Origin of the sequence: Massilia brevitalea, assembly GCF_030711405.1 — a bacterium.
Classification (GTDB): domain Bacteria; phylum Pseudomonadota; class Gammaproteobacteria; order Burkholderiales; family Burkholderiaceae_D; genus Telluria; species Telluria brevitalea.
This window is the reverse complement of sequence record NZ_JAULSI010000042.1, coordinates 1-18,973: the sequence shown is the minus strand read 5'-3', so window position 1 is coordinate 18,973 and position 18,973 is coordinate 1. Positions and strand designations below refer to the sequence as shown.

Sequence of the window (18,973 nt, the reverse complement as noted above, 5' to 3'; positions counted from 1 at the left end):
CCTTGCTTAGCTTTGCAGGGCTGCGCTGCGGGCGCCGTGATGGCCGGGGCCGCCGTGGCCACCGCCGTGGCCACGGCCTTTGCCGAAGCCGCCGTGCATCGGCTGGCTGTCGAAGACCTTCTTCTGCTCCGGCGTAAGCACGGCGTAGAAGTTGTTCAGGGCCGCCAGACGCGCTTCCATGCGTGCGGTGCGCTGCTTCTGGCGCTCGACCATGCGTTCCATGCGCTGGGGCGCGGGCAGGGCGGCGAAGCGGGCGCGCTCGCCCGTTGCCTTGCCCAGGCCCTGGCCTTGTGGACGCGCGGCGGGCTTGCCGGCGGCGAGGAAGGCGGCAAATGCCGGTTCCTGCTGCGCGGTGAGCTTCAGGTCGGTACGCAGCTTGGCGGCGCGTGCGGCCTGGCGTTCGGCGCGCTTGGCCTGGAACTCGGCACGGTGCGCGGCGCGCTTGGCCTGGTGGGCGGCGCGCTGTTCGGCCGTGACGGCGTGGCCATGGCGGCCTTCCGGTGCGGCAGCCGGGGCGGTCTGGGCAAAGGCGGCGCCGGCGAAACCGACGGCGGCAAGGGCGACCAGGATCTGCTTGCGAAGGGTGTTCATGTGATGTCCTTTCAGTGTGTGAGTCAGTCGTTGCGTGCAAGTGAACTGCGCTCTGCACGGGATCCATCATCGCCAAAAAGTGTAAGCGCAGCGTGTCCCCTGTCCCGCACTTTGTATCAATATGTTTCCCCGTTGAATCCATATACATACCGATACAAATGCGCTGTTCATGGCCCCGGCAAGTAAGGATAATTGCGGGTATGGACAATTCTTCTACCATCCTCATCGTCGACGACGACCGCGACATCCGCCAGCTGCTGGCCGATTATCTCGAGTCGAACGGTTACCGCGCGCTGGCCGCCGCCGACGGCAGCGCGATGTGGAAAATCCTCGACGAGTCGCGCCCCGACCTGATCGTGCTCGACCTGAACCTCCCCGGCGACGACGGCCTGACGCTGTGCCGCAAGCTGCGCGCCACCTCGACCCTGCCGGTCATCATGCTGACCGCCCGCAACGAGCCGCTCGACCGCATCCTGGGCCTGGAAATGGGCGCCGACGACTACCTGCCGAAGCCCTTCGAGCCGCGCGAACTGCTGGCGCGCATCCGCAGCGTACTGCGCCGCTCGCACGCCATGCCCTCGAATGCGCCGGCCGAGAACGTGCAGCAGATGCGCTTCTCGGACTGGACGCTCGACCTCACCGCGCGCCACCTGGTCAACCCGGACGGCATCGTGATCATGCTGTCGGGCGCCGAGTTCCGCCTGCTGCGCGTGTTCCTCGAGCACCCGAACCGCGTGCTGAACCGCGACCAGCTGCTGAACCTCACGCAAGGCCGCGACGCCGACCCCTTCGACCGTTCGATCGACATCCAGATCAGCCGCCTGCGCCAGAAGCTGGGCGAAGACGCGCGCATGCCGCAGATCATCAAGACCGTGCGCAACGGCGGCTACGTGCTGGCCGGCCAGGTGACCGTGGAGCCGACTGCGTGAAAGCCTTCCTCGGCTCGATGACGGGCCGTGTCTTCATCACCCTGCTGCTCGGCGTGCTGATTACCGGCGCGCTGACCCAATGGCTCGCCGACAACGAGCGCCAGCGCGTGCTCGAGCATGCGCGCGACCAGAACCTGATCGAACGCGCCGAGCAGCTGATCATGGCCACCGAAATCGTGCCGACCGCGGCGCGCCCGGCCTACCTCGAGGTCGCGAACCGCCCCGGCCTGTCGCTCGAAGTCGGCGCGCCGCGCCCGCTGGCGAAAACCACCAGCGACTTCGCCGAAACCCTGGCCGAGCGCCTCGGGGCCGGCTACCACATTGTCTCGGCCGACTCGCGTCCGCGTGCCTGCGACAGCCCGCCGCGCATTCCCCAGCTGTACGGCCTGCTGTCGGCGCGCTGGCGCGGCGCCTGCGAATTCCTGAACGTGCGCCTGCGCGACGGCGAAGAGCTGCGCCTGGCCGTGCTGCCGCCGCGCGCCGCCGCCGTCAACGACGACACCGACTACCGCGCCGTGATCGTCCTGTTCTTCCTCAGCATCGCCGGCCTGGCCTACCTGGTGGCGCGCATGACCACCCGTCCCCTGAAGCGCCTGGCGGTGGCCGCCCAGGAACTCGGCAACGACATCAACCGCCCGCCGCTGGACGTGAGCGGCGCCAGCGAGATCCGCCAGGCCAGCACCGCCTTCAACGCGATGCAGGCGCGCATCCGCCAGTACATCTTCCAGCGCACGCAGATGCTGGCTGCCATCACCCACGATCTGCAGACCCCGCTCACGCGCATGCGCCTGCGCCTGGAAAAGGTGGCCGACGCCGACTTGCAGGAACGCCTGATCGGCGACCTGTCGGCGATGCAGGCGATGGTGCGCGAGGGCCTGGAACTGGCGCGCAGCATGGACACCACCGAAACCATGCAGATGCTGGACCTCGATTCGCTACTCGATTCGGTCTGCGACGACGCCGCCGACGCGAGCCAGGCAGTCACGCTGAGCGGCCGCTCGGGCATGGCCATCCTGGGCCGTCCGCTCGATTTGCGCCGCTGCCTCGGCAACCTGATCGACAACGCGGTGAAGTATGGCCGCGAGGCCGGCGTGACCGTGGACCGCGTGAACGGCGCGGCGCGCATCCGCGTGCGCGACAGCGGGCCCGGCATTCCGCCGGCCGAGCAGGCGCGTGTGTTCGATCCCTTCTACCGCGTCGAGACCTCGCGCTCGCGCGAATCCGGCGGCACCGGCCTGGGGCTGACCATCGCCCGGAATATCGCCGAGCAGCACGGCGGCAGCATCGCGCTGTCCAATCATCCTGAGGGCGGCCTGGAAGTCACGCTGATGCTGCCGGAGTACTATCCCGGCAAATAAGCATCTGCGCACAAGGCTTGAGCGCATTTGTTAAGAGCCATGTAAGTAAATTGTCACACGCGGATGGCATACTGCCCGCCACGCTTTTGTGCCTGAGACATTGTTTGATTGATTGATAAAGCTGCCGGAACTGGCGGCAAGGGACCTGAATGAAAAAGAATACGCTCGCAGTCATCGCCGTCGTCGTTGCAGCCGGCATCGGCGGCGCCTGGTACATGAACCGCGGCGCCCACGCCGAAGGCGAGGGCAAGAACGGGGCCGCCGGCGGCGCCGGCGCCGGTGCGGCCCAGGGCCCGACCACCGTCAACGTGGTGGCGCCGCAGCGCCAGGACGTCGGCGTCGAGGTCGCCGCGAACGGCACCGTGACCCCGCAGCAGACCGTCGACCTGCGTCCGCAGACCACCAGCACCATCCGCGAAGTGCACATCCGCGAGGGCCAGTTCGTCAAGAAGGGCCAACTGATGTTCTCGCTCGACGACCGCAGCGACCGCGCCGCCGTGGCCCAGTCCGAAGCGGAAGTGGCGCGCGGCAAGGCCAACCTGGCCGACCTCGAGCGCCAGTACAAGCGCAGCCAGGACCTGGTGGCCCAGAAATTCCTGGCCCAGAGCGCCGTCGACTCCCTGCAAAGCCAGGTCGAAGCTGCGCGCGCCGCCGTCGCAGCGAGCTCCGCCGCCGTGCGTGCCAACCAGGTCAGCGCCAGCTACACCACGATCCGTGCGCCGCTGTCGGGCCGCGTCGGCGCCATCAATGTGTATGGCGGCAGCCTGGTCCAGCCGACCACCTCGCTCACCACCATCACCCAGCTCGACCCGATCGACATCGCCTTCACCCTGCCGGAATCCTCGCTGGGCGCGCTGCTGGCGGCCCAGAAGGCCGGCAAGGTGGCGGTGGAGGCGAACAGCGGCGCTGACGCGAAGCCCGTCACCGGCGAACTGATTTTCGTCGACAACACGGTTGACCCGACCAGCGGCACGATCCGCGTGAAAGCCCAATTCAGCAACGCCGACGGCCAATTGTGGCCGGGACAATACGTCAACACCCGGGTCACGGTGCGCACGATCCAGGGCGCCGTCGTGATTCCGCAAAATGCGATTATCATCAACGCCTACGGCACCTTCGTCTATGTTGTCGAGAAAGACGGCACCGCGCGCCAGGTGCCGATCGTACGCCAGCATGCCTTCGGCCTGAATGCGGCGGTGACCGGCTTGAACGGCAATGAGCAAGTGATTACCGAAGGCAAGCAGAACCTGCGTCCAGGCGGCAAGATCAAGATTGCCGCCAGCGCTGGTCCGGCTGCCAAACCACAAGGCGCACCCGCGACGAAGGGTGGTGGAGCATGAATCTGTCCGAACTGTGTATCCGCCGTCCGGTGATGGTGGTGCTGTTGTCGATCAGCCTGGTGCTGGTCGGCATCCTGGCCTACATGCACATCCCGGTCGCGGCGCTGCCGAGCTATAACACGCCGGTCATCAACGTCGGCGCCAATTTGCCCGGCGCCAGCCCGGAAACCATGGCGTCCTCGGTGGCGCTGCCGCTGGAAAAGCAGTTTTCGACCATCGCCGGCATCAGGCTGATCACCTCGACCAGCACCCAGGGCAACACCTCGCTGACGCTGGAATTCGACACCTCGATCGACGTCGACAAGGCGGCGGTGGACGTACAGGCGGCCTTGCTGGCCGCCCAGCGCCAGTTGCCGCTGGAAATGACCGACTTGCCGGCCTACCGCAAGATCAACCCGGCCGACGCCCCGATCCTGTTCATGCACATGACCTCGCCCTCGATGGGCCTGGCCGAGCTGAACGACTACGCCGAAAACGTGGTGTCGCCGGCGATCTCGACCCTGCCGGGCATCGCGCAAGTCACCGTGAATGGCCAGAAACGCTTCGCCGTGCGCGTGCGCGCCCGTTCCGATTTGATGAACGCGCGCAATATCTCGATGGACGAACTGGCCGCCGCCCTGCGCGCCGCCAATTCGAACACCCCGCTCGGCATCCTCGACGGCCCGGCGCAGACGCTGACCATCCAGGGCGGCGGCCAGCTCATGAAGGCAGCCGACTTCGCCAAGCTCATCGTCGCTACCCGCGACGGCTTGCCGGTGCGCCTGGAAGAAGTGGCGCAGGTCGAAGACAGCTACCAGTCCGTCAAAGCTGCCGGCAGCCTGAACGGCGAACGCTCGATCGTGCTGATGGTGCAGCGCCAGCCGAACGCCAACACGGTGCAGGTGGTCGACGCCGTGCGCAATTTGATGCCGAAGTTCGAGACGCAACTGCCGGCCTCGATCAAGATCAGCCTGGTGAACGACCGCTCGATCTCGATCCGCGAAGCGATCCACGACGTGAATCTGACGCTGGCCGGCACGGTCATCCTGGTCATCCTGGTGATCTTCCTGTTCCTGCACCGCCTGACTGCGACCCTGATCCCGGCGGTGACGGTGCCGATCTCGCTGCTCGGTGCACTGTCGCTGCTGTATGCCTTCGGCTATAGCCTGGATAACATCTCACTCCTTGGCATCACGCTGGCCGTCGGCCTGGTGGTCGACGATGCCATCGTGGTGCTGGAAAACATTGTGCGCCACATGGAAATGGGGAAAAAGCCCTTCCACGCGGCCCTGGTCGGTTCGCGCGAGATGGGCTTCACCATCGTCTCGATCTCGATTTCGCTCGTGGCGGTGTTCATCCCGATCTTCTTCATGCCGGGCGTGATCGGCCTGCTGTTCCGCGAATTCGCGGTCATCGTCGGCCTGGCGGTGCTGGTGTCGGCGGCGGTGTCGCTGACCCTGGTGCCGATGCTGTGCTCGCGCCTGATCAAGAACGGCGGCCACATCGAGCCGCACGAAATGTCCTGGATCGGACGCCGCTTCGAAGCCATGTTCACGGGCGTGCGCAACGGCTATGCGCGCAGCCTGGACAAGGCGCTGCGCTACCGCTTCCTGGTGCTGATGCTGGCCTTCGGCACCTTTGCCCTGACTGCGATTTTGTACATGACCATGCCGAAGGGCTTCTTCCCCGAGGAAGACCTTGGCCAGATCCGCATCACCGTCGAAGCATCCGAAGACACCTCTTCGCAGGCGATGATGGCGCTGCAGGGCAAGGTGGTCGACGTGATGCGTGCCAACAAGCACGTGCAGGACGTCACTTCCTTCGTGGGTGGCGGCAACAGCGGCCGCATGTTCCTGGTGCTGGTGCCGCGCTCGGAGCGTCCGGCCATGCCGGAAGTGCTGGACGAGCTGCGCAAGGGCACGCGCGGCATCGCGGGCGTGCAGGTGTACATGTCGCCGGTGCAGAACCTGCAGCTGGGCGGACGCCAGAGCAAGAGCCGCTACCAGTACACGCTGCAGAGCGTGTCGGGCGGCGAGATCGGCAGCTGGGCCGACCAGTTCCTCGAACGCATGAAGCGCGACCCGACATTCCGCGACGTCACCAGCGACTCGCAGAACCGCGGCCTGCAGGCCACCCTCGACATCGACCGCGACAAGGCCGCGCGCCTGGGCGTGAACATGGCCGACGTACGCACCGTGCTGTACGCCGCCTTCGGCGAGCGCCAGGTCTCGACCATTTACTCCACCGCCGCCAGCTATTACGTGATCCTGGAAGCGGCCGAGGCCGACCGCTACTACGACGATGCGCTGTCGCGCGTGTCTGTACGCTCCAGCAATGGCGACCTGGTAAAACTGTCGAGCTTTGCGAACGTGCGCCGCACCGTCGGCCCGCTGGCGATCAACCACCAGGGGCAGTTGCAGGCGATCACGCTGGCCTTCAATCTGGCGCCGAATGTGCCGCTGGGCGACGCCACCGCCGCCATCGACGAGATGAAGCGCGAAATGAAACTGCCGTCCTCGATCATCACGAACTACGGCGGCGACGCGGCGGTGTTCCAGGATACCCAGTCGAGCCAGCTGATCCTGATCATCACGGCGATTGGCGTCATCTACGTGCTGCTCGGCGTGCTGTACGAAAGCTATATCCACCCGCTGACCATTCTCGCCGGCCTGCCGTCGGCGGCGGTGGGGGCGCTGCTGACGCTGTGGATCTTCAACCTCGACCTGACCCTGATTGCGATGATCGGCATCCTGATGCTGATCGGTATCGTGAAGAAGAACGCAATCATGATGATCGACTTCGCCCTCGACGCGCAAAGGAATGCCGGCATGACCCCGGACCAGGCAATCCGCGAAGCCTGCATCCTGCGCTTCCGCCCGATCCTGATGACCACGCTGGCGGCGATGATGGGTGCGCTGCCGATCGCGCTGGGCATCGGCGCCGGCGCCGAGCTGCGCCAGCCGCTGGGCCTGGCGGTGGTGGGCGGCCTGATCTTCTCGCAGGTGATCACGCTCTACATCACCCCGGTGATCTATCTGTACCTCGACAAGTACAGCGGCAGCGGCCCGATGACCGACGTCGACATCGCCGCACACGAGGTAGCGCACGAGCAGGCCCATGGGGCGCAGCCTGGCCATGCGCCGGCGCCGGTCTCGCTGCACAAGATAAGCTGAAACACAATGTAACAACTGTCAGGAAAACCGCCCTGTAAGCTGTGCAGCGCAACGCGGCTGTGCGCCGGAGACCCAAAGCAGGTAGACTGCGCGGGTAGACTTCGGCTCACCCCCGCATTGCGCTGACCAGTTATCCGGAAAGTAGTATTGATTTTGCGTGACCATTCCCACTCCTACGCCGAGCACAGCGATGTCTGCCAGCATTGCGGACAGCCGCTGCCCGGCGCCGTGGTGCCGACCTATGGCAGGCAGGGTCCCAACCGCACCGGCCTGGCGATCACGATCGCCTTGCACCTGCTGCTGGTAGCGCTCTACTTCTACCAGCCCGAACGCACCGAGAAAAAGGCCAGGCCGCCGCCGGGCGGGGAAGTGGTCTACGTGCAGCCGCTGTCGAAACCAAAGCCGCCCCAGGCCCAGGCGCCGGCCAAGACCAGCAAGCCCTCGAAGACCCCAACCAAGCCCCGGCCGACGACCCCGCGCGTCGAGCGCCTGCCCGACACCATCACGCTGCCCGAGGACAAGCCGCGGATCGTCGACAAGGTCGAGCCGCCGCCGCCCGAGCCGAAGCCGGAAGCCAAGCCCGAGGAAGCGCCGCCGATGGACATGGCCGAGTACATCGCGCGCAAGCGTGCCCAGCGCGGCGCTACCGAGCCGAGCCAGACCGAAGAGGAAAGCGAAGCCGCGCGCGGCACCCGCAATGCGCTGGCGAACATTGCCAAGATCAATAACCGCGGGCGCGACGACAACGACGAGAGCGGGGGCATCTTCTCGATCTCGAACAAGACCTTCCACAGCATGGACCTGAAGTTCCGTGGCTGGAACCAGAACTTCAAGCGCCGCTGGCTGACCTCGGTGACGGTGGAGCAGGGCAGCGAGCCGGACGTCGAAACCGCCGTGGTGAAGAAGATGATCGAACTGATCCGCCGCGAAAAGACCGGCGACTTCGAGTGGGAATCGCACCGCCTGGGCAAGGTAGTGACGATGAGCGCGCGGCCGAAGGATACGGCGGAGTTGCATGCTTTCCTGATGAAGGAAATGTTCCCGAATTACAGCCCACCGCGCTGAGCGGCAGGCATTCGCCGCCGTTGTCCGCTGGCCACGTATCGTTCGATGCGTGGCCTTTTCTTTTTCGGCGGCATTCGCTCCTGCACGCTTCCGGTGCGCCCGTTTGCGCTGCACCAGCGCCCTGCGCTCCAGACCGGCTTAGGCTGAGCGGAGGACCCGCCGCGTTCGCTTAACTGGCCACAGGCGGGCATCTCGCCATTTCCGCCACCGGAGCCCGTCATGACCCAGCACGCCGTCAATCCCGCACGCCGCCGCATCCTGCAATCGACCGTCCTCGCCGCCGGCGCCAGCCTCCTGCCGTTCGGCATGGGGATGGCCCAGCCGCCGGCACGGGCGCGCTGGCGACGCCCCAGCGCGAGCTCGAAGATGGGTGCACGCATGCTCCAGAGCTACGCCCGCGCCGTGCGCGCCATGCTGGCGCTGCCGCCCGAAGACCCGCGCAACTGGTACCGCCAGGCCATCATCCACACCCTCGACTGCCCGCACGGCAACTGGTGGTTCCTGCCCTGGCACCGCGGCTACCTGGGCTGGTTCGAGCAGGTTTGCCGCGAACTGAGCGGCGACCCGCAGTTCGCCCTGCCGTATTGGGACTGGACCGCCGAGCAGCGCCTGCCCGAAGGCATGTTCGACGGCGTGCTCGACCCGAACCACAGCGCCTTCTACGGCACCGCACCCGAATTCGAGGCGCGCCTGGCGGCAGCGGTGGCCAATTCCGGCTACTGGACTTCGCCCGGCGGCGTGTACAGCCGCAACTCCCAGTACGGCCAGCTACTGGCGCGCAATATCCGCTTCGACGCCGACGTCATGTTCGACATCCTGCGCGACCCGTCCGGGCGCATGTTCTACGACCAGCCCGGCGCGCGCGGCATCGTGCGCGAGCGGCCCGGCATCTCGCTGGCCACCTCCGACGCGGTGGCGCCGGCCACCATCCGCGCCGCCCTCGACGCGCCCGACTATCCCACCTTTGCCAGCCCGAAGAGCGCGAACCACAGCGTTTCGGCAGGGTTTGGTGTGCTGGAAGCGCGGCCGCACAATTCGGTGCACCGCTGCGTCGGCTCGCGCGACTGCAACTTCACCGAGTCGCGCGGCTTCATGGCCGACATGCTGTCGCCGGTCGACCCCGTGTTCTTCCTGCACCATGCGAATATCGACCGCCTGTGGGACGTGTGGACGCGCCGGCAAACGCTGCTCGGCCTGCCGACCCTGCCGACCGGCGTCGAACTGCGCACCGACTTGCCGGACGATCAGAAATCCGCAGCGGAGCGGGCCACCGATTACTACCGCTGGGCACGCGAACCGCTGCTGTTCTTCGTCGACGCCAAGGGCGCGCCGGTAACGCAGATCCGTGCCGGCGACTACGAGGCGACCGGCTTCTTCGACTACGACTACGAAGCCGGCAGCGGCGAGGAAACGCTGCCGAAGATGGCTGGCGCTTTGGCGCGCCCGCAACGGGTGGCGCGGCGCGTGTTTCCCGGGTCGGTGCTGAGCCGCGCGGTCGGCGGCGCGCGGCCGGCCACGGCCCAGGTGAAAGTGACGGCGGGTACGCTGGAAAGTGCGGTCGAGGCCGGGCAGACCGTGGTGGCCAACATCACGCTGAACTTCCCGCAGGCTTGCCGCGATCCCTACATCGTGATCCTGAACGGGCCGGAGAATCCGCACGGCATCGACGCCGGCAGCCCGTTCTACCTGGCTACGATCGTGATGTTCGGCCACCGCGGTTCGTGTGGCGCACTCAGCTTCGCACTGCCGCTCGGCGCCAAGCTGAGCGCGGCGCGCGGGGCGGGGCCGGCGTCGGACGACACGGCGCTGCGGCTGCGCGTGGTGCCGATGCACGCGATGATGGGGCATCACGACATGGGCGATGAGGACGTCGAGCTGGTGGCGGCGAACGTTGAAGTTTACTAGAACGGTAGGGTGGATGGCGATGCCGTCCACGCGTTCACCACTGTGTATCAACGCGAATCCGGTTCTGTAACGACTCTCAAATTAAACATGATGTTTAAAAAAATCGTACTTATATCCCCAACTTGGGTACACTAATGAATGCTACGTTTGTCGAACTTCCTCCCTTCGCGCGCCTGCGCGAAACATACCTGGAAGCAGACGATCTCAGCACCGACCAGCGCAAGGCGCTGAAAGGGCGTCTGGAACTGGAAATCAAGGTGAGGAGTACCAAGCAATGAGCAAACGAGATATTTTTGGCGAACTGATGGAAGGTTTCGACGCTTTGGAAGAAGCGCGGCAAGGCAAACTCACGCTTCGCACGACGAAAGTGGAACTGAAGGCCCCGCCGGAAATGACGGCGGAAAAAGTTCGGGCAGTGCGCGAGAAGCTCCACCTGTCCCAGCCGGTGTTCGCCCGCCGTTTGCGAACGCAACCGCAAACCATCAAGAACTGGGAGCAGGGCACGGCCAAGCCGAATGCCCAAGCGGCTATTTTGTTGAGCCTGATCGATCGCGATCCGACCTTGCTGGATGCGATTGCAGCGCTCTGATTTTCGACACGCGACGGTGCCATACCGCGTGGGCAGTAGGGCTGGCTAAATGCCAGCACTACGAATGCCCACCCGACAACGTCAACATCAGCGTCAACGTCAACGTCATAAAAAAACCGTGCGCAAGCACGGTTTTTCGTTGACCAAACATCGGGAAACGTTTACGCGCCCGCTTTCAGCTTGCGCGCCACGTCGAGCGCGAAGTAGGTCAGCACGCCATCGGCGCCGGCGCGCTTGAAGGCCATCATCGATTCCATCATGACCTTGTCGTGGTCCAGCCAGCCGTTCTGGGCGGCGGCCTTGATCATCGCGTATTCGCCGCTGACCTGGTAGGCAAAGGTCGGCACCTTGAACTCGTCCTTCACGCGGCGCACCACGTCCAGGTAGGGCATGCCGGGCTTGACCATCACCATGTCGGCGCCCTCGGCCAGGTCGAGCGCCACTTCGCGCAGGGCCTCGTCGATGTTGGCCGGGTCCATCTGGTAGGTGTTCTTGTCGGCCTTGCCCAGGTTGGCGGCCGAGCCGACCGCGTCGCGGAAGGGGCCGTAGAAGGCCGAGGCGTACTTGGCCGAGTAGGCCATCAAACGGGTGTGGATGAAGCCGCGCTCTTCCAGCGCACCGCGGATCACGCCCATGCGGCCGTCCATCATGTCCGACGGGGCCACGATGTCGACGCCGGCTTCGGCTTGCGCCAGAGCCTGGCGCGTGAGCATGGCGATCGTCTTTTCGTTGACGATGTAGCCGGTCTCGTCCGGCAAGCCGTCCTGGCCGTGGGTGGTGTAGGGGTCCAGCGCCACGTCGGTGAGGATGCCGAGTTCCGGGAAATGCTTCTTCAGCGCACGCACCGCGCGCGGCACCAGGCCGTCGGGATTCGTCGCTTCCACGCCGTCATAGGTTTTCAGCGAGGCGTCGATCACCGGGAACAGGGCCAGCACCGGGATGCCGAGCGACACGCATTCCTCGGCCACCTTCAGCAGCAAATCGATCGAGAGGCGCTCGACGCCCGGCATCGAGGCTACTTGCTGGCGCTGGTTTTCGCCGTCGAGGATGAAGACCGGGTAGATCAGGTCCGAGGCGGTAACGGTGTTTTCGCGCATCAGGGCGCGCGAGAAGGGGTCGCGGCGCATGCGGCGCATGCGCGTATTCGGGTACTGGCCGGTAATGATGGAACTCATCGTGATCGCTTTCTATCAGGATTGGTCGGGGACCGGGATTTCTTCCTCTGCGCCTGCATCATCTTCATCGTTGCCGGACAGGCCGATCAGCTCCTGGATCTTGGCGTCCGCCTCTTCGATGCCGATCCGCTTGAGCGCGGAGAAGAGTTGCACCGTAAACGGGAAACCTTCGCCGTCTTCGTCGACATAGCTGTCCAGGATGCCGCGCGCTTCGCGCAGCACGTTGGCCTGTTCGTTGCGGTTCAGCTTGTCGGCCTTGGTGAGGATGCAGTGGATCGGTTTGCCGGTCGGGGCGAACCACTCCAGCATCTGCACGTCGAGGTCGGTGAAGGGGCGGCGCGAATCCATGATCAGCACCAGGGCGGCCAATTGCTCGCGGCGCTGGACGTAGTCGCCCAGCAGTTTCTGCCAGTGCAGCTTGGCGTTGCCCGACACTTCCGCGTAGCCGTAGCCCGGCAAGTCGACCAGCAGGGCCTGGATTTCCTCGACGATGGTCGGGTCCTTGCGGTGCTGGCCAACGTGGGCGCCGCCGATCGAGAAATAGTTGATGTGCTGGGTGCGGCCCGGCGTTTTCGACGCGAAGGCGAGACCTTTTTGGTTGGTCAGGATATTAATCGCGGTCGACTTGCCCGCGTTGGAACGGCCGGCGAAGGCAATCTCGGGGACCTGGGTCGACGGGAGATCGCGCAGCTGGTTAACGGTCGTGAAGAAGCGGGCTTGCCAGAGTTTGGACATGGAAGAGAGGTGAAAAAGACAAGGAAATGAGGCGTGGAGGAAACAATCCTATTGTACAATAAGGGGTTATCAATTGTTTGCCGCCCTAGCGAGATCGCTATACGAATTCGCCATGCCGGGCGCCAGTCAGGCCGCTGTACCTACCAAACTGTTGTCGACTTTTTCAGGGTGCTCGAATGAATCGTGTGTCTGTATCGTCCGCTAATGCGGTGTTCATGAAATCGTTGTTGCTTGCCACCCTGGCGTTCGGTTCCGCCGCCGCTACCGCAGCCCAGCCTGCCGCTGTTGCTGCCAAAGCCGACCCCGCCAAAGGCGCCACCCTGTACGAAAGCGGCGACACCGCGCGCGGCTTGCCGGCCTGCCTGTCCTGCCACGGCGCCAACGGCAACTCGACCATCGTCGCGAACCCGAAACTCTCGGCGCAGTTCGAAGCCTACACCCACAAGCAATTGGTCGACTTCACGACGCCGCAGCGCAACAACCCGGTGATGACCACCTACGCCAAGATGCTCTCCGAGGAAGACAAGCGCAATATTGCCGCTTACCTCGCAGTGCAGAAGGTGAAGCCGGGCGCCGCGAAGAACAAGGATACCGTCGAACTGGGCCGCAAGATCTACCGCGGCGGCATTGCCGACAAGGGCGTCGCCGCTTGCGCCAGCTGCCATGGCGCCGCCGGCGCCGGCATCCCGATCCAGTATCCGCGCCTGGCCGGCCAGCATCAAGATTACACCCTGGCCCAATTGGCTGCATTCAAGAGCGGTGCGCGCGCCAACAGCCCGCAGATGACGGTCCTGTCGCAACGCCTGTCGGATGCGGAAATGAAGGCCGTCGCCGACTACATCGCAGGCCTGCGCTGAACGTTTCTTGCAGCTTCACTCATAGCTGAAAAGAAGGGCGTCCAGCGCAAGCCGGCGCCCTTTTTGCTGTAAACTCGCGGCGCACCTACCGCATGAGAAAGTAAGTCTGAGAATGAGCACCACGGGAATTGAATTGAAGACGCGCCGGCGCGCGCTGGCCGAAGCCGTCGAGCTGGTCTCATCGATGCGGTTTGCCATCAGCCTGCTGATGATCCTGGCGATTGCCGCCATCATCGGCACGGTGCTGGTGCAGGGCAATGCCATGCCGAACTACGTGAACCAGTTCGGTCCCTTCTGGTACGAAGTCTTCCGCAAACTGGGCCTGTACACGGTCTACACCGCCTGGTGGTTCCTGGCGATTTTGCTGGCGCTGATCGTCTCCACCGGCCTGTGCGTGGTGCGCAATGCGCCGAAAATGATCCGCGACATGCGCAGCTGGCGCGACCACGTGCGTGAAGAATCGCTGCGCAATTTCCACCATAAAAGCGAATGGCGCACGCCGCTCGACTACGTGGCCCTGGCCCAGCAGAGCGCGAATCGCCTCGGGCACGCCGGCTACAAGGTCAAGGTGGTCGACAAGGGCCATGGCATCCTGGTGGCGGCGAAAAAGGGCGCCGGCAACAAGTTCGGCTACATCTTCGCGCACACGGCGATCATCGTGATCCTGCTCGGCGGCATGCTCGATTCCGAACTGCCCATCCGCTTCCAACAATGGTTCCTGGGTAAAACGCCGTATGCCGGCAGCGGCGTGATTGCGCAGATTCCGGCTCAGCACCGCCTCGGCCTGGGCAACCCGACCTACCGCGGCAACACCCTGCTGGCCGAAGGCCAGACCGGCAGCACCGCGATCCTGCCGCAGGCCAGCGGCGTGCTGGTGCAGGACCTGCCGTTTGCCATCGAGCTGAAGAAATTCCACATCGATTTCTACTCGACCGGCATGCCGAAACTGTTTGCCAGCGACGTCGTGGTGCACGACCGCGAGGCCGGCAAGACCTTCCCGGCCACCATCAAGGTCAACGAACCGCTGATTTATAAAGGCGTGGCCGTCTACCAGTCGAGCTTCGAGGATGGCGGCAGCAAGCTCAAACTCACCGGCTTCCCGATGGCAGGCACCGAATCGAAGTCTTTCGAGATGGCCGGCGAAGTCGGCAATTCCACCGAGCTGAAGACGCCGACTGGCGCCTTTGCGGTGGAATGGTCGGGCTTCCGCCCCTTCAACGTCGAGAATACGGCGGCTGGCAACGACGTGCGCGCCGTGACCAAGGGGCAATCCTTCAACGAGCAGTTCGCGGCGACCCTGGGCAAGGCCTCGGGTTCGGCCGGCAAGAACGCCACCAACAAGGACCTGAAGAATGTGGGCCCGAGCGTGCAGTATAAATTGCGCGACCAGACCGGCCAGGCGCGCGAATTCATGAACTACATGCAGCCGGTAACGCTCGAAGGCTCGCAAGTGTTCCTGGCCGGCGTGCGCACCAGCCCGTCCGAAGGTTTCCGCTTCCTGCGCATCCCGGCCGACGACAACTATGGCGTGCGCGAGTGGATGCGCCTGCGCGCGGCGCTCGCCAATCCGGCCATGCGCGCGCAAGCCGCCGAACGCTACGCCGCGCGCGCCCTGGCGCCGGGGCAGGGCAGCCAGCCCGGCTTTGGCGACCAGCTGCGCCAGTCGGCCGAGCGCACCCTCGGCATTTTTGCCGGCGACAATACCCCGGGTGGCTTCGTTGCCGTGGCCCAGTTCCTGGAAAAGATTCCGGCGGCCGAGCAGGAAAAGGCGGCGAATGTCTTCATCAAGATGCTCAATGGCGTGCTGTGGGAGCTGTGGCAGGTGGCGCGCGCCAAGGATGGCGAAGCGGCCATCGAAGGCAGCGACAAGCATGGCCGCTTCCTGCAACTGGCGACGAACGCGCTGTCCGACAGCTTCTTTTATGGCGCCCCGGTCTATCTGCAGCTGGACGAGTTCCATGAAGTGAAGGCCTCGGTGCTGCAGGTAACGCGTTCGCCAGGCAAGAAGATCGTGTATCTCGGCTGCGTGCTGCTGGTGGCCGGCATCTTTGCGATGTTCTACATCCGCGAGCGCCGCCTGTGGGTCTGGGTGCGCCAGGACGGCGACGGCGCCCATGCCCTGATGGCGATGAGCACCCAGCGCAAGACTTTGGATTTCGAGAAAGAATTCGCCGACCTGGCAGCCAAGCTGCCGCAATCGGCGTAAGCTGACGCTGCCAGTAAGCAGCATTGGAGAAACGTATGGAAGCATCCCGCCCCACCCCGACCCCCCGTCCTGTCAGCATCGACAAGGGCAGCGTGTACACCGAAGCGCCCGGCTATTTCCGCCGCTTGAGCGCCATCGATTGGCTGTTCGGCGCCGGCCTGCTGGCCGCGGCCCTGTTCGCGCTGAACCGCTACGCCCATTTCATGGACGGATACGAGCGCGCGATCCTGCTGCTGGCGGCGCCGACCTTTGCCGCCCTGGGCTGGCACTGGAAGCCGGTGCGCTGGCTGATGCCGACCGTGGCCCTGCTGTCGCTGTGGGCCATCTCGATGTACGACGGCTCGCTGGCGGCGGCCGAGCAGAAATTCTTCCTCAAGTACATGCTGTCGAGCCAGTCGGCCATCTTGTGGATGAGCGCGCTGTTCGTGTTCTCGACCGTGTTCTACTGGATCGGCTTGCTCAGCCGTTCGGGCTCGGGTGGGGCGATTGGCTCGCGCCTGTGCTGGGCCGCCGTGGTGCTGGGCTTTACCGGCATGATGGTGCGCTGGTTCGAGTCCTACCTGATCGGGCCGGACGTCGGCCACATTCCGGTGTCGAACCTGTATGAAGTGTTCATCCTGTTCGCGATGATCACGGCGCTGTTCTACCTGTATTACGAAGAGCGCTACGCCACGCGCCAGCTCGGCGCCTTTGTCCTGCTGATCATCGCCGCAGCCGTGGCCTTCCTGCTCTGGTACACGGTCTCGCGCGACGCCGCCACCATCCAGCCGCTGGTGCCGGCCCTGCAAAGCTGGTGGATGAAGATCCACGTGCCGGCCAACTTCATCGGCTACGGCACCTTTGCCCTGGCGGCGATGGTCGGCACGGCCTATCTCCTGAAATCGCACGGTATTTTGGCCGACCGCCTGCCGTCGCTGGAAGTGCTGGACGACGTGATGTACAAGGCGATTTCCGTCGGCTTCGCCTTCTTCACGGTGGCCACCATCCTCGGCGCGCTGTGGGCGGCCGAGGCCTGGGGCGGCTACTGGTCCTGGGACCCGAAGGAAACCTGGGCACTGATCGTCTGGCTGAACTACGCGGCCTGGCTGCACCTGCGTTTGATTAACGGTCTGCGCGGCAAGATGGCGGCCTGGTGGGCGCTGGTGGGCTTGCTGGTGACCACGTTTGCCTTCCTGGGCGTGAACATGTTCCTGTCGGGGCTGCATTCCTACGGCGAGCTGTAATCCAGGACTTACCCGAAACGCACCCACAACATCACCGATCGGCCATGCGCCCGACGGTTCCGCAGGCAATGGTGTAAGGTAGAACGTCGATTGCCTGCGGAGTTCCCGATGTTGATCAAGAAAAATCCCAATGGCCTGGACCGGCCATTCGCCTCCGAAATCACGCCGCGCGAGGTGTATGAGGAGCGGCGCAAGTTCATCGCGCGCATCGCTGCCGGCGCCGCCGCCGGCAGCGCGCTGTGGGAAATGGCGAACCGCGAGGCCTTTGCCCAGGGCGTCTCCACGCAAGGCGCGCCGGTGCAGAAGCTGGCCGCCAAGGCCAACCCCGGCTTCTCGACCACCGAGCCGCAGACCTCGCTGCGCGACGCCACCCACTACAACAACTTCTACGAATTCGGCCTCGACAAGACCGACCCGGCCGAGAACGCGCACACCCTGCGCACCCGGCCCTGGACGGTCGCCATCGAAGGCGAAGTGAAAAAGCCGCTGCGGCTGGACATCGACAGCCTGACCAAACTGGCGCCGCTGGAAGAACGCATCTACCGCCTGCGCTGCGTCGAGGGCTGGTCGATGGTGATCCCCTGGGTCGGCTACTCGCTGTCGAATTTGATCCGCGCGGTGGAGCCGACCGGCAACGCCAAGTACGTCGAATTCACGACCCTGGCCGACCGCGCGCAGATGCCGGGCCTGCGAAGCGGCGTGCTCGACTGGCCCTACGTGGAAGGCCTGCGCATGGACGAAGCCATGCATCCGCTGGCGCTGCTCACCGTCGGCATGTACGGCCAGGTGCTGCCGAACCAGAACGGCGCGCCGGTGCGCGTGGTGGTGCCGTGGAAGTATGGTTTCAAGTCGCCGAAATCCATCGTGCGCATCCGCTTCCTGCGCGAGCAGCCGAAGACAGCCTGGAACGTGTCGGCCCCGCGCGAGTACGGCTTTTACTCGAACGTGAACCCGAAGGTGGACCACCCGCGCTGGTCGCAGGCCACTGAACGGCGCATCGGCGAGGACGGCTTCTTCAAGCGCAAGCGCGATACGCTGATGTTCAACGGCTATAACGAGGTCGCTTCGCTGTATGCGGGCATGGACTTGAAACGGTTTTTCTGATGACTGCGCTGATGGCAGCTCCGACAGCCAGGCAGATTACGGCGATCAAGGCGGCGCTGTTCGTGCTGGCGCTGCTGCCGTTTTTGTGGAGCGGCTGGCAGGTGGTGGCCGGGGTGCCGGTCGATCCGCTGGCCTATATCACCCACCAGAGCGGCGACTGGGCGCTGTACATCCTGTGCATCACGCTGGCGGTGACGCCGCTGCGCCGGCTCACTGGCTGGAACTGGGTCGTGAAGCTGCGGCGCATGATCGGGCTGTTTGCCTTCTTTTATGCGCTGCTGCATTTCGTAGCCTTCTTTTGGTTCGATCATTTCTTCGATGTGGCGTCGATGCTGCGCGATGTGGCCAAGCGGCCGTTTATTTTGGTCGGCTTCATCGCTTTCGTGCTCTTGATCCCGCTGGCGGCGACCAGCACCAACGGCATGATCCGGCGCCTTGGAGGCAAGCGCTGGCAGTGGCTGCATCGACTGATTTATGTCGTTGCGCCGCTCGCGGTGCTGCACTTCTGGTGGATGAAGGCGGCCAAGAACAACCTGGCGCAGCCGATGCTGTTTGCCGTGATCGTGGCGGTGTTGCTGGCGCTCAGGGTGTATTGGAGCCGGGTCAAGGCGCGGGCGGCGGTGCGGGTTTGATGCGTTTGCGAGCCGGTGCGCTGGCGGTAATGGGGCTGTTGCCTGTTCTGTTATCGGTATATTGAATCCGCGTGGGCACGAGTGCCCACCCTAATGTGATGGACTCCACCCT

Annotated in this window: 16 protein-coding genes; 13 read left to right on the top strand and 3 right to left on the bottom strand. The window is 64.7% G+C overall.

Annotation, left to right across the window (positions count from 1 at the left end):
- Positions 1-6: 6 nt before the first annotated feature.
- Positions 7-591 carry a Spy/CpxP family protein refolding chaperone gene (locus QWL29_RS21660; RefSeq protein ID WP_305824949.1) on the bottom strand — a complete coding sequence of 195 codons (585 nt, stop codon included), beginning with the start codon at positions 589-591 and terminating at the stop codon, positions 7-9.
- Between the two features lie 200 nt (positions 592-791).
- On the opposite strand from QWL29_RS21660, the gene QWL29_RS21655 reads away from it, so the two are divergent.
- From QWL29_RS21655 to QWL29_RS21620, 8 genes are all read left to right on the top strand, one after another.
- Entirely contained in the window at positions 792-1,520 is a 729-nt protein-coding gene (locus QWL29_RS21655; protein WP_305824948.1) for a response regulator, read from the top strand.
- A complete protein-coding gene (locus QWL29_RS21650) occupies positions 1,517-2,878 on the top strand; it encodes an ATP-binding protein (RefSeq protein WP_305824947.1) in 1,362 nt (453 codons plus the stop codon). The genes QWL29_RS21655 and QWL29_RS21650 overlap by 4 nt, the downstream gene beginning before the upstream one ends.
- 149 nt (positions 2,879-3,027) lie before the next feature.
- Positions 3,028-4,218 (top strand): efflux RND transporter periplasmic adaptor subunit, encoded by a 1,191-nt coding sequence (locus QWL29_RS21645; protein WP_305824946.1) that lies wholly within the window; start codon positions 3,028-3,030, stop codon positions 4,216-4,218.
- Positions 4,215-7,370 carry an efflux RND transporter permease subunit gene (locus tag QWL29_RS21640; RefSeq protein WP_305824945.1) on the top strand — a complete coding sequence of 1,052 codons (3,156 nt, stop codon included), beginning with the start codon at positions 4,215-4,217 and terminating at the stop codon, positions 7,368-7,370. Before QWL29_RS21645 ends, QWL29_RS21640 begins: the two co-directional genes overlap by 4 nt.
- A 153-nt stretch (positions 7,371-7,523) precedes the next feature.
- The gene (locus QWL29_RS21635; protein WP_305824944.1) at positions 7,524-8,435 is read left to right on the top strand and encodes a hypothetical protein; all 912 of its coding nucleotides are present in this window, start codon (positions 7,524-7,526) and stop codon (positions 8,433-8,435) included.
- A gap of 219 nt (positions 8,436-8,654) precedes the next feature.
- Positions 8,655-10,340: a tyrosinase family protein gene (locus QWL29_RS21630; RefSeq protein ID WP_305824943.1), complete on the top strand. Its 1,686-nt coding sequence runs from the start codon at positions 8,655-8,657 to the stop codon at positions 10,338-10,340.
- A 134-nt stretch (positions 10,341-10,474) separates the two neighbouring features.
- Positions 10,475-10,618, top strand: a complete 144-nt coding sequence (locus QWL29_RS21625) for a hypothetical protein (protein WP_305824942.1) — start codon at positions 10,475-10,477, stop codon at positions 10,616-10,618.
- Positions 10,615-10,929: a helix-turn-helix domain-containing protein gene (locus QWL29_RS21620; RefSeq protein ID WP_305824941.1), complete on the top strand. Its 315-nt coding sequence runs from the start codon at positions 10,615-10,617 to the stop codon at positions 10,927-10,929. The genes QWL29_RS21625 and QWL29_RS21620 overlap by 4 nt, the downstream gene beginning before the upstream one ends.
- A 161-nt stretch (positions 10,930-11,090) precedes the next feature.
- Here the strand turns inward: QWL29_RS21620 and hemB are convergent, their stop codons facing one another.
- Both hemB and yihA read right to left on the bottom strand, forming a co-directional pair.
- The gene (gene hemB / locus QWL29_RS21615; RefSeq protein ID WP_305824940.1) at positions 11,091-12,104 is read right to left on the bottom strand and encodes a porphobilinogen synthase; all 1,014 of its coding nucleotides are present in this window, start codon (positions 12,102-12,104) and stop codon (positions 11,091-11,093) included.
- Between the two features lie 15 nt (positions 12,105-12,119).
- Entirely contained in the window at positions 12,120-12,839 is a 720-nt protein-coding gene (gene yihA, locus QWL29_RS21610; RefSeq protein WP_305824939.1) for a ribosome biogenesis GTP-binding protein YihA/YsxC, read from the bottom strand.
- 215 nt (positions 12,840-13,054) lie between these two features.
- Here yihA and QWL29_RS21605 point away from each other — a divergent pair, with 215 nt between their 5' ends.
- The 5 genes from QWL29_RS21605 to msrQ all read left to right on the top strand — a co-directional run bounded on the left by QWL29_RS21605 (position 13,055) and on the right by msrQ (position 18,861).
- Positions 13,055-13,696: a c-type cytochrome gene (locus QWL29_RS21605; protein ID WP_305824938.1), complete on the top strand. Its 642-nt coding sequence runs from the start codon at positions 13,055-13,057 to the stop codon at positions 13,694-13,696.
- A 112-nt stretch (positions 13,697-13,808) separates the two neighbouring features.
- Entirely contained in the window at positions 13,809-15,902 is a 2,094-nt protein-coding gene (locus QWL29_RS21600) for a cytochrome c biogenesis protein ResB (RefSeq protein ID WP_305824937.1), read from the top strand.
- Between the two features lie 35 nt (positions 15,903-15,937).
- A complete protein-coding gene (ccsB, locus tag QWL29_RS21595) occupies positions 15,938-17,125 on the top strand; it encodes a c-type cytochrome biogenesis protein CcsB (RefSeq protein WP_305824936.1) in 1,188 nt (395 codons plus the stop codon).
- A gap of 108 nt (positions 17,126-17,233) precedes the next feature.
- Positions 17,234-18,229 (top strand): protein-methionine-sulfoxide reductase catalytic subunit MsrP, encoded by a 996-nt coding sequence (gene msrP, locus QWL29_RS21590; protein WP_305824935.1) that lies wholly within the window; start codon positions 17,234-17,236, stop codon positions 18,227-18,229.
- Entirely contained in the window at positions 18,229-18,861 is a 633-nt protein-coding gene (gene msrQ, locus QWL29_RS21585) for a protein-methionine-sulfoxide reductase heme-binding subunit MsrQ (protein WP_305824934.1), read from the top strand. The genes msrP and msrQ overlap by 1 nt, the downstream gene beginning before the upstream one ends.
- The last annotated feature ends 112 nt before the right edge of the window (positions 18,862-18,973 follow it).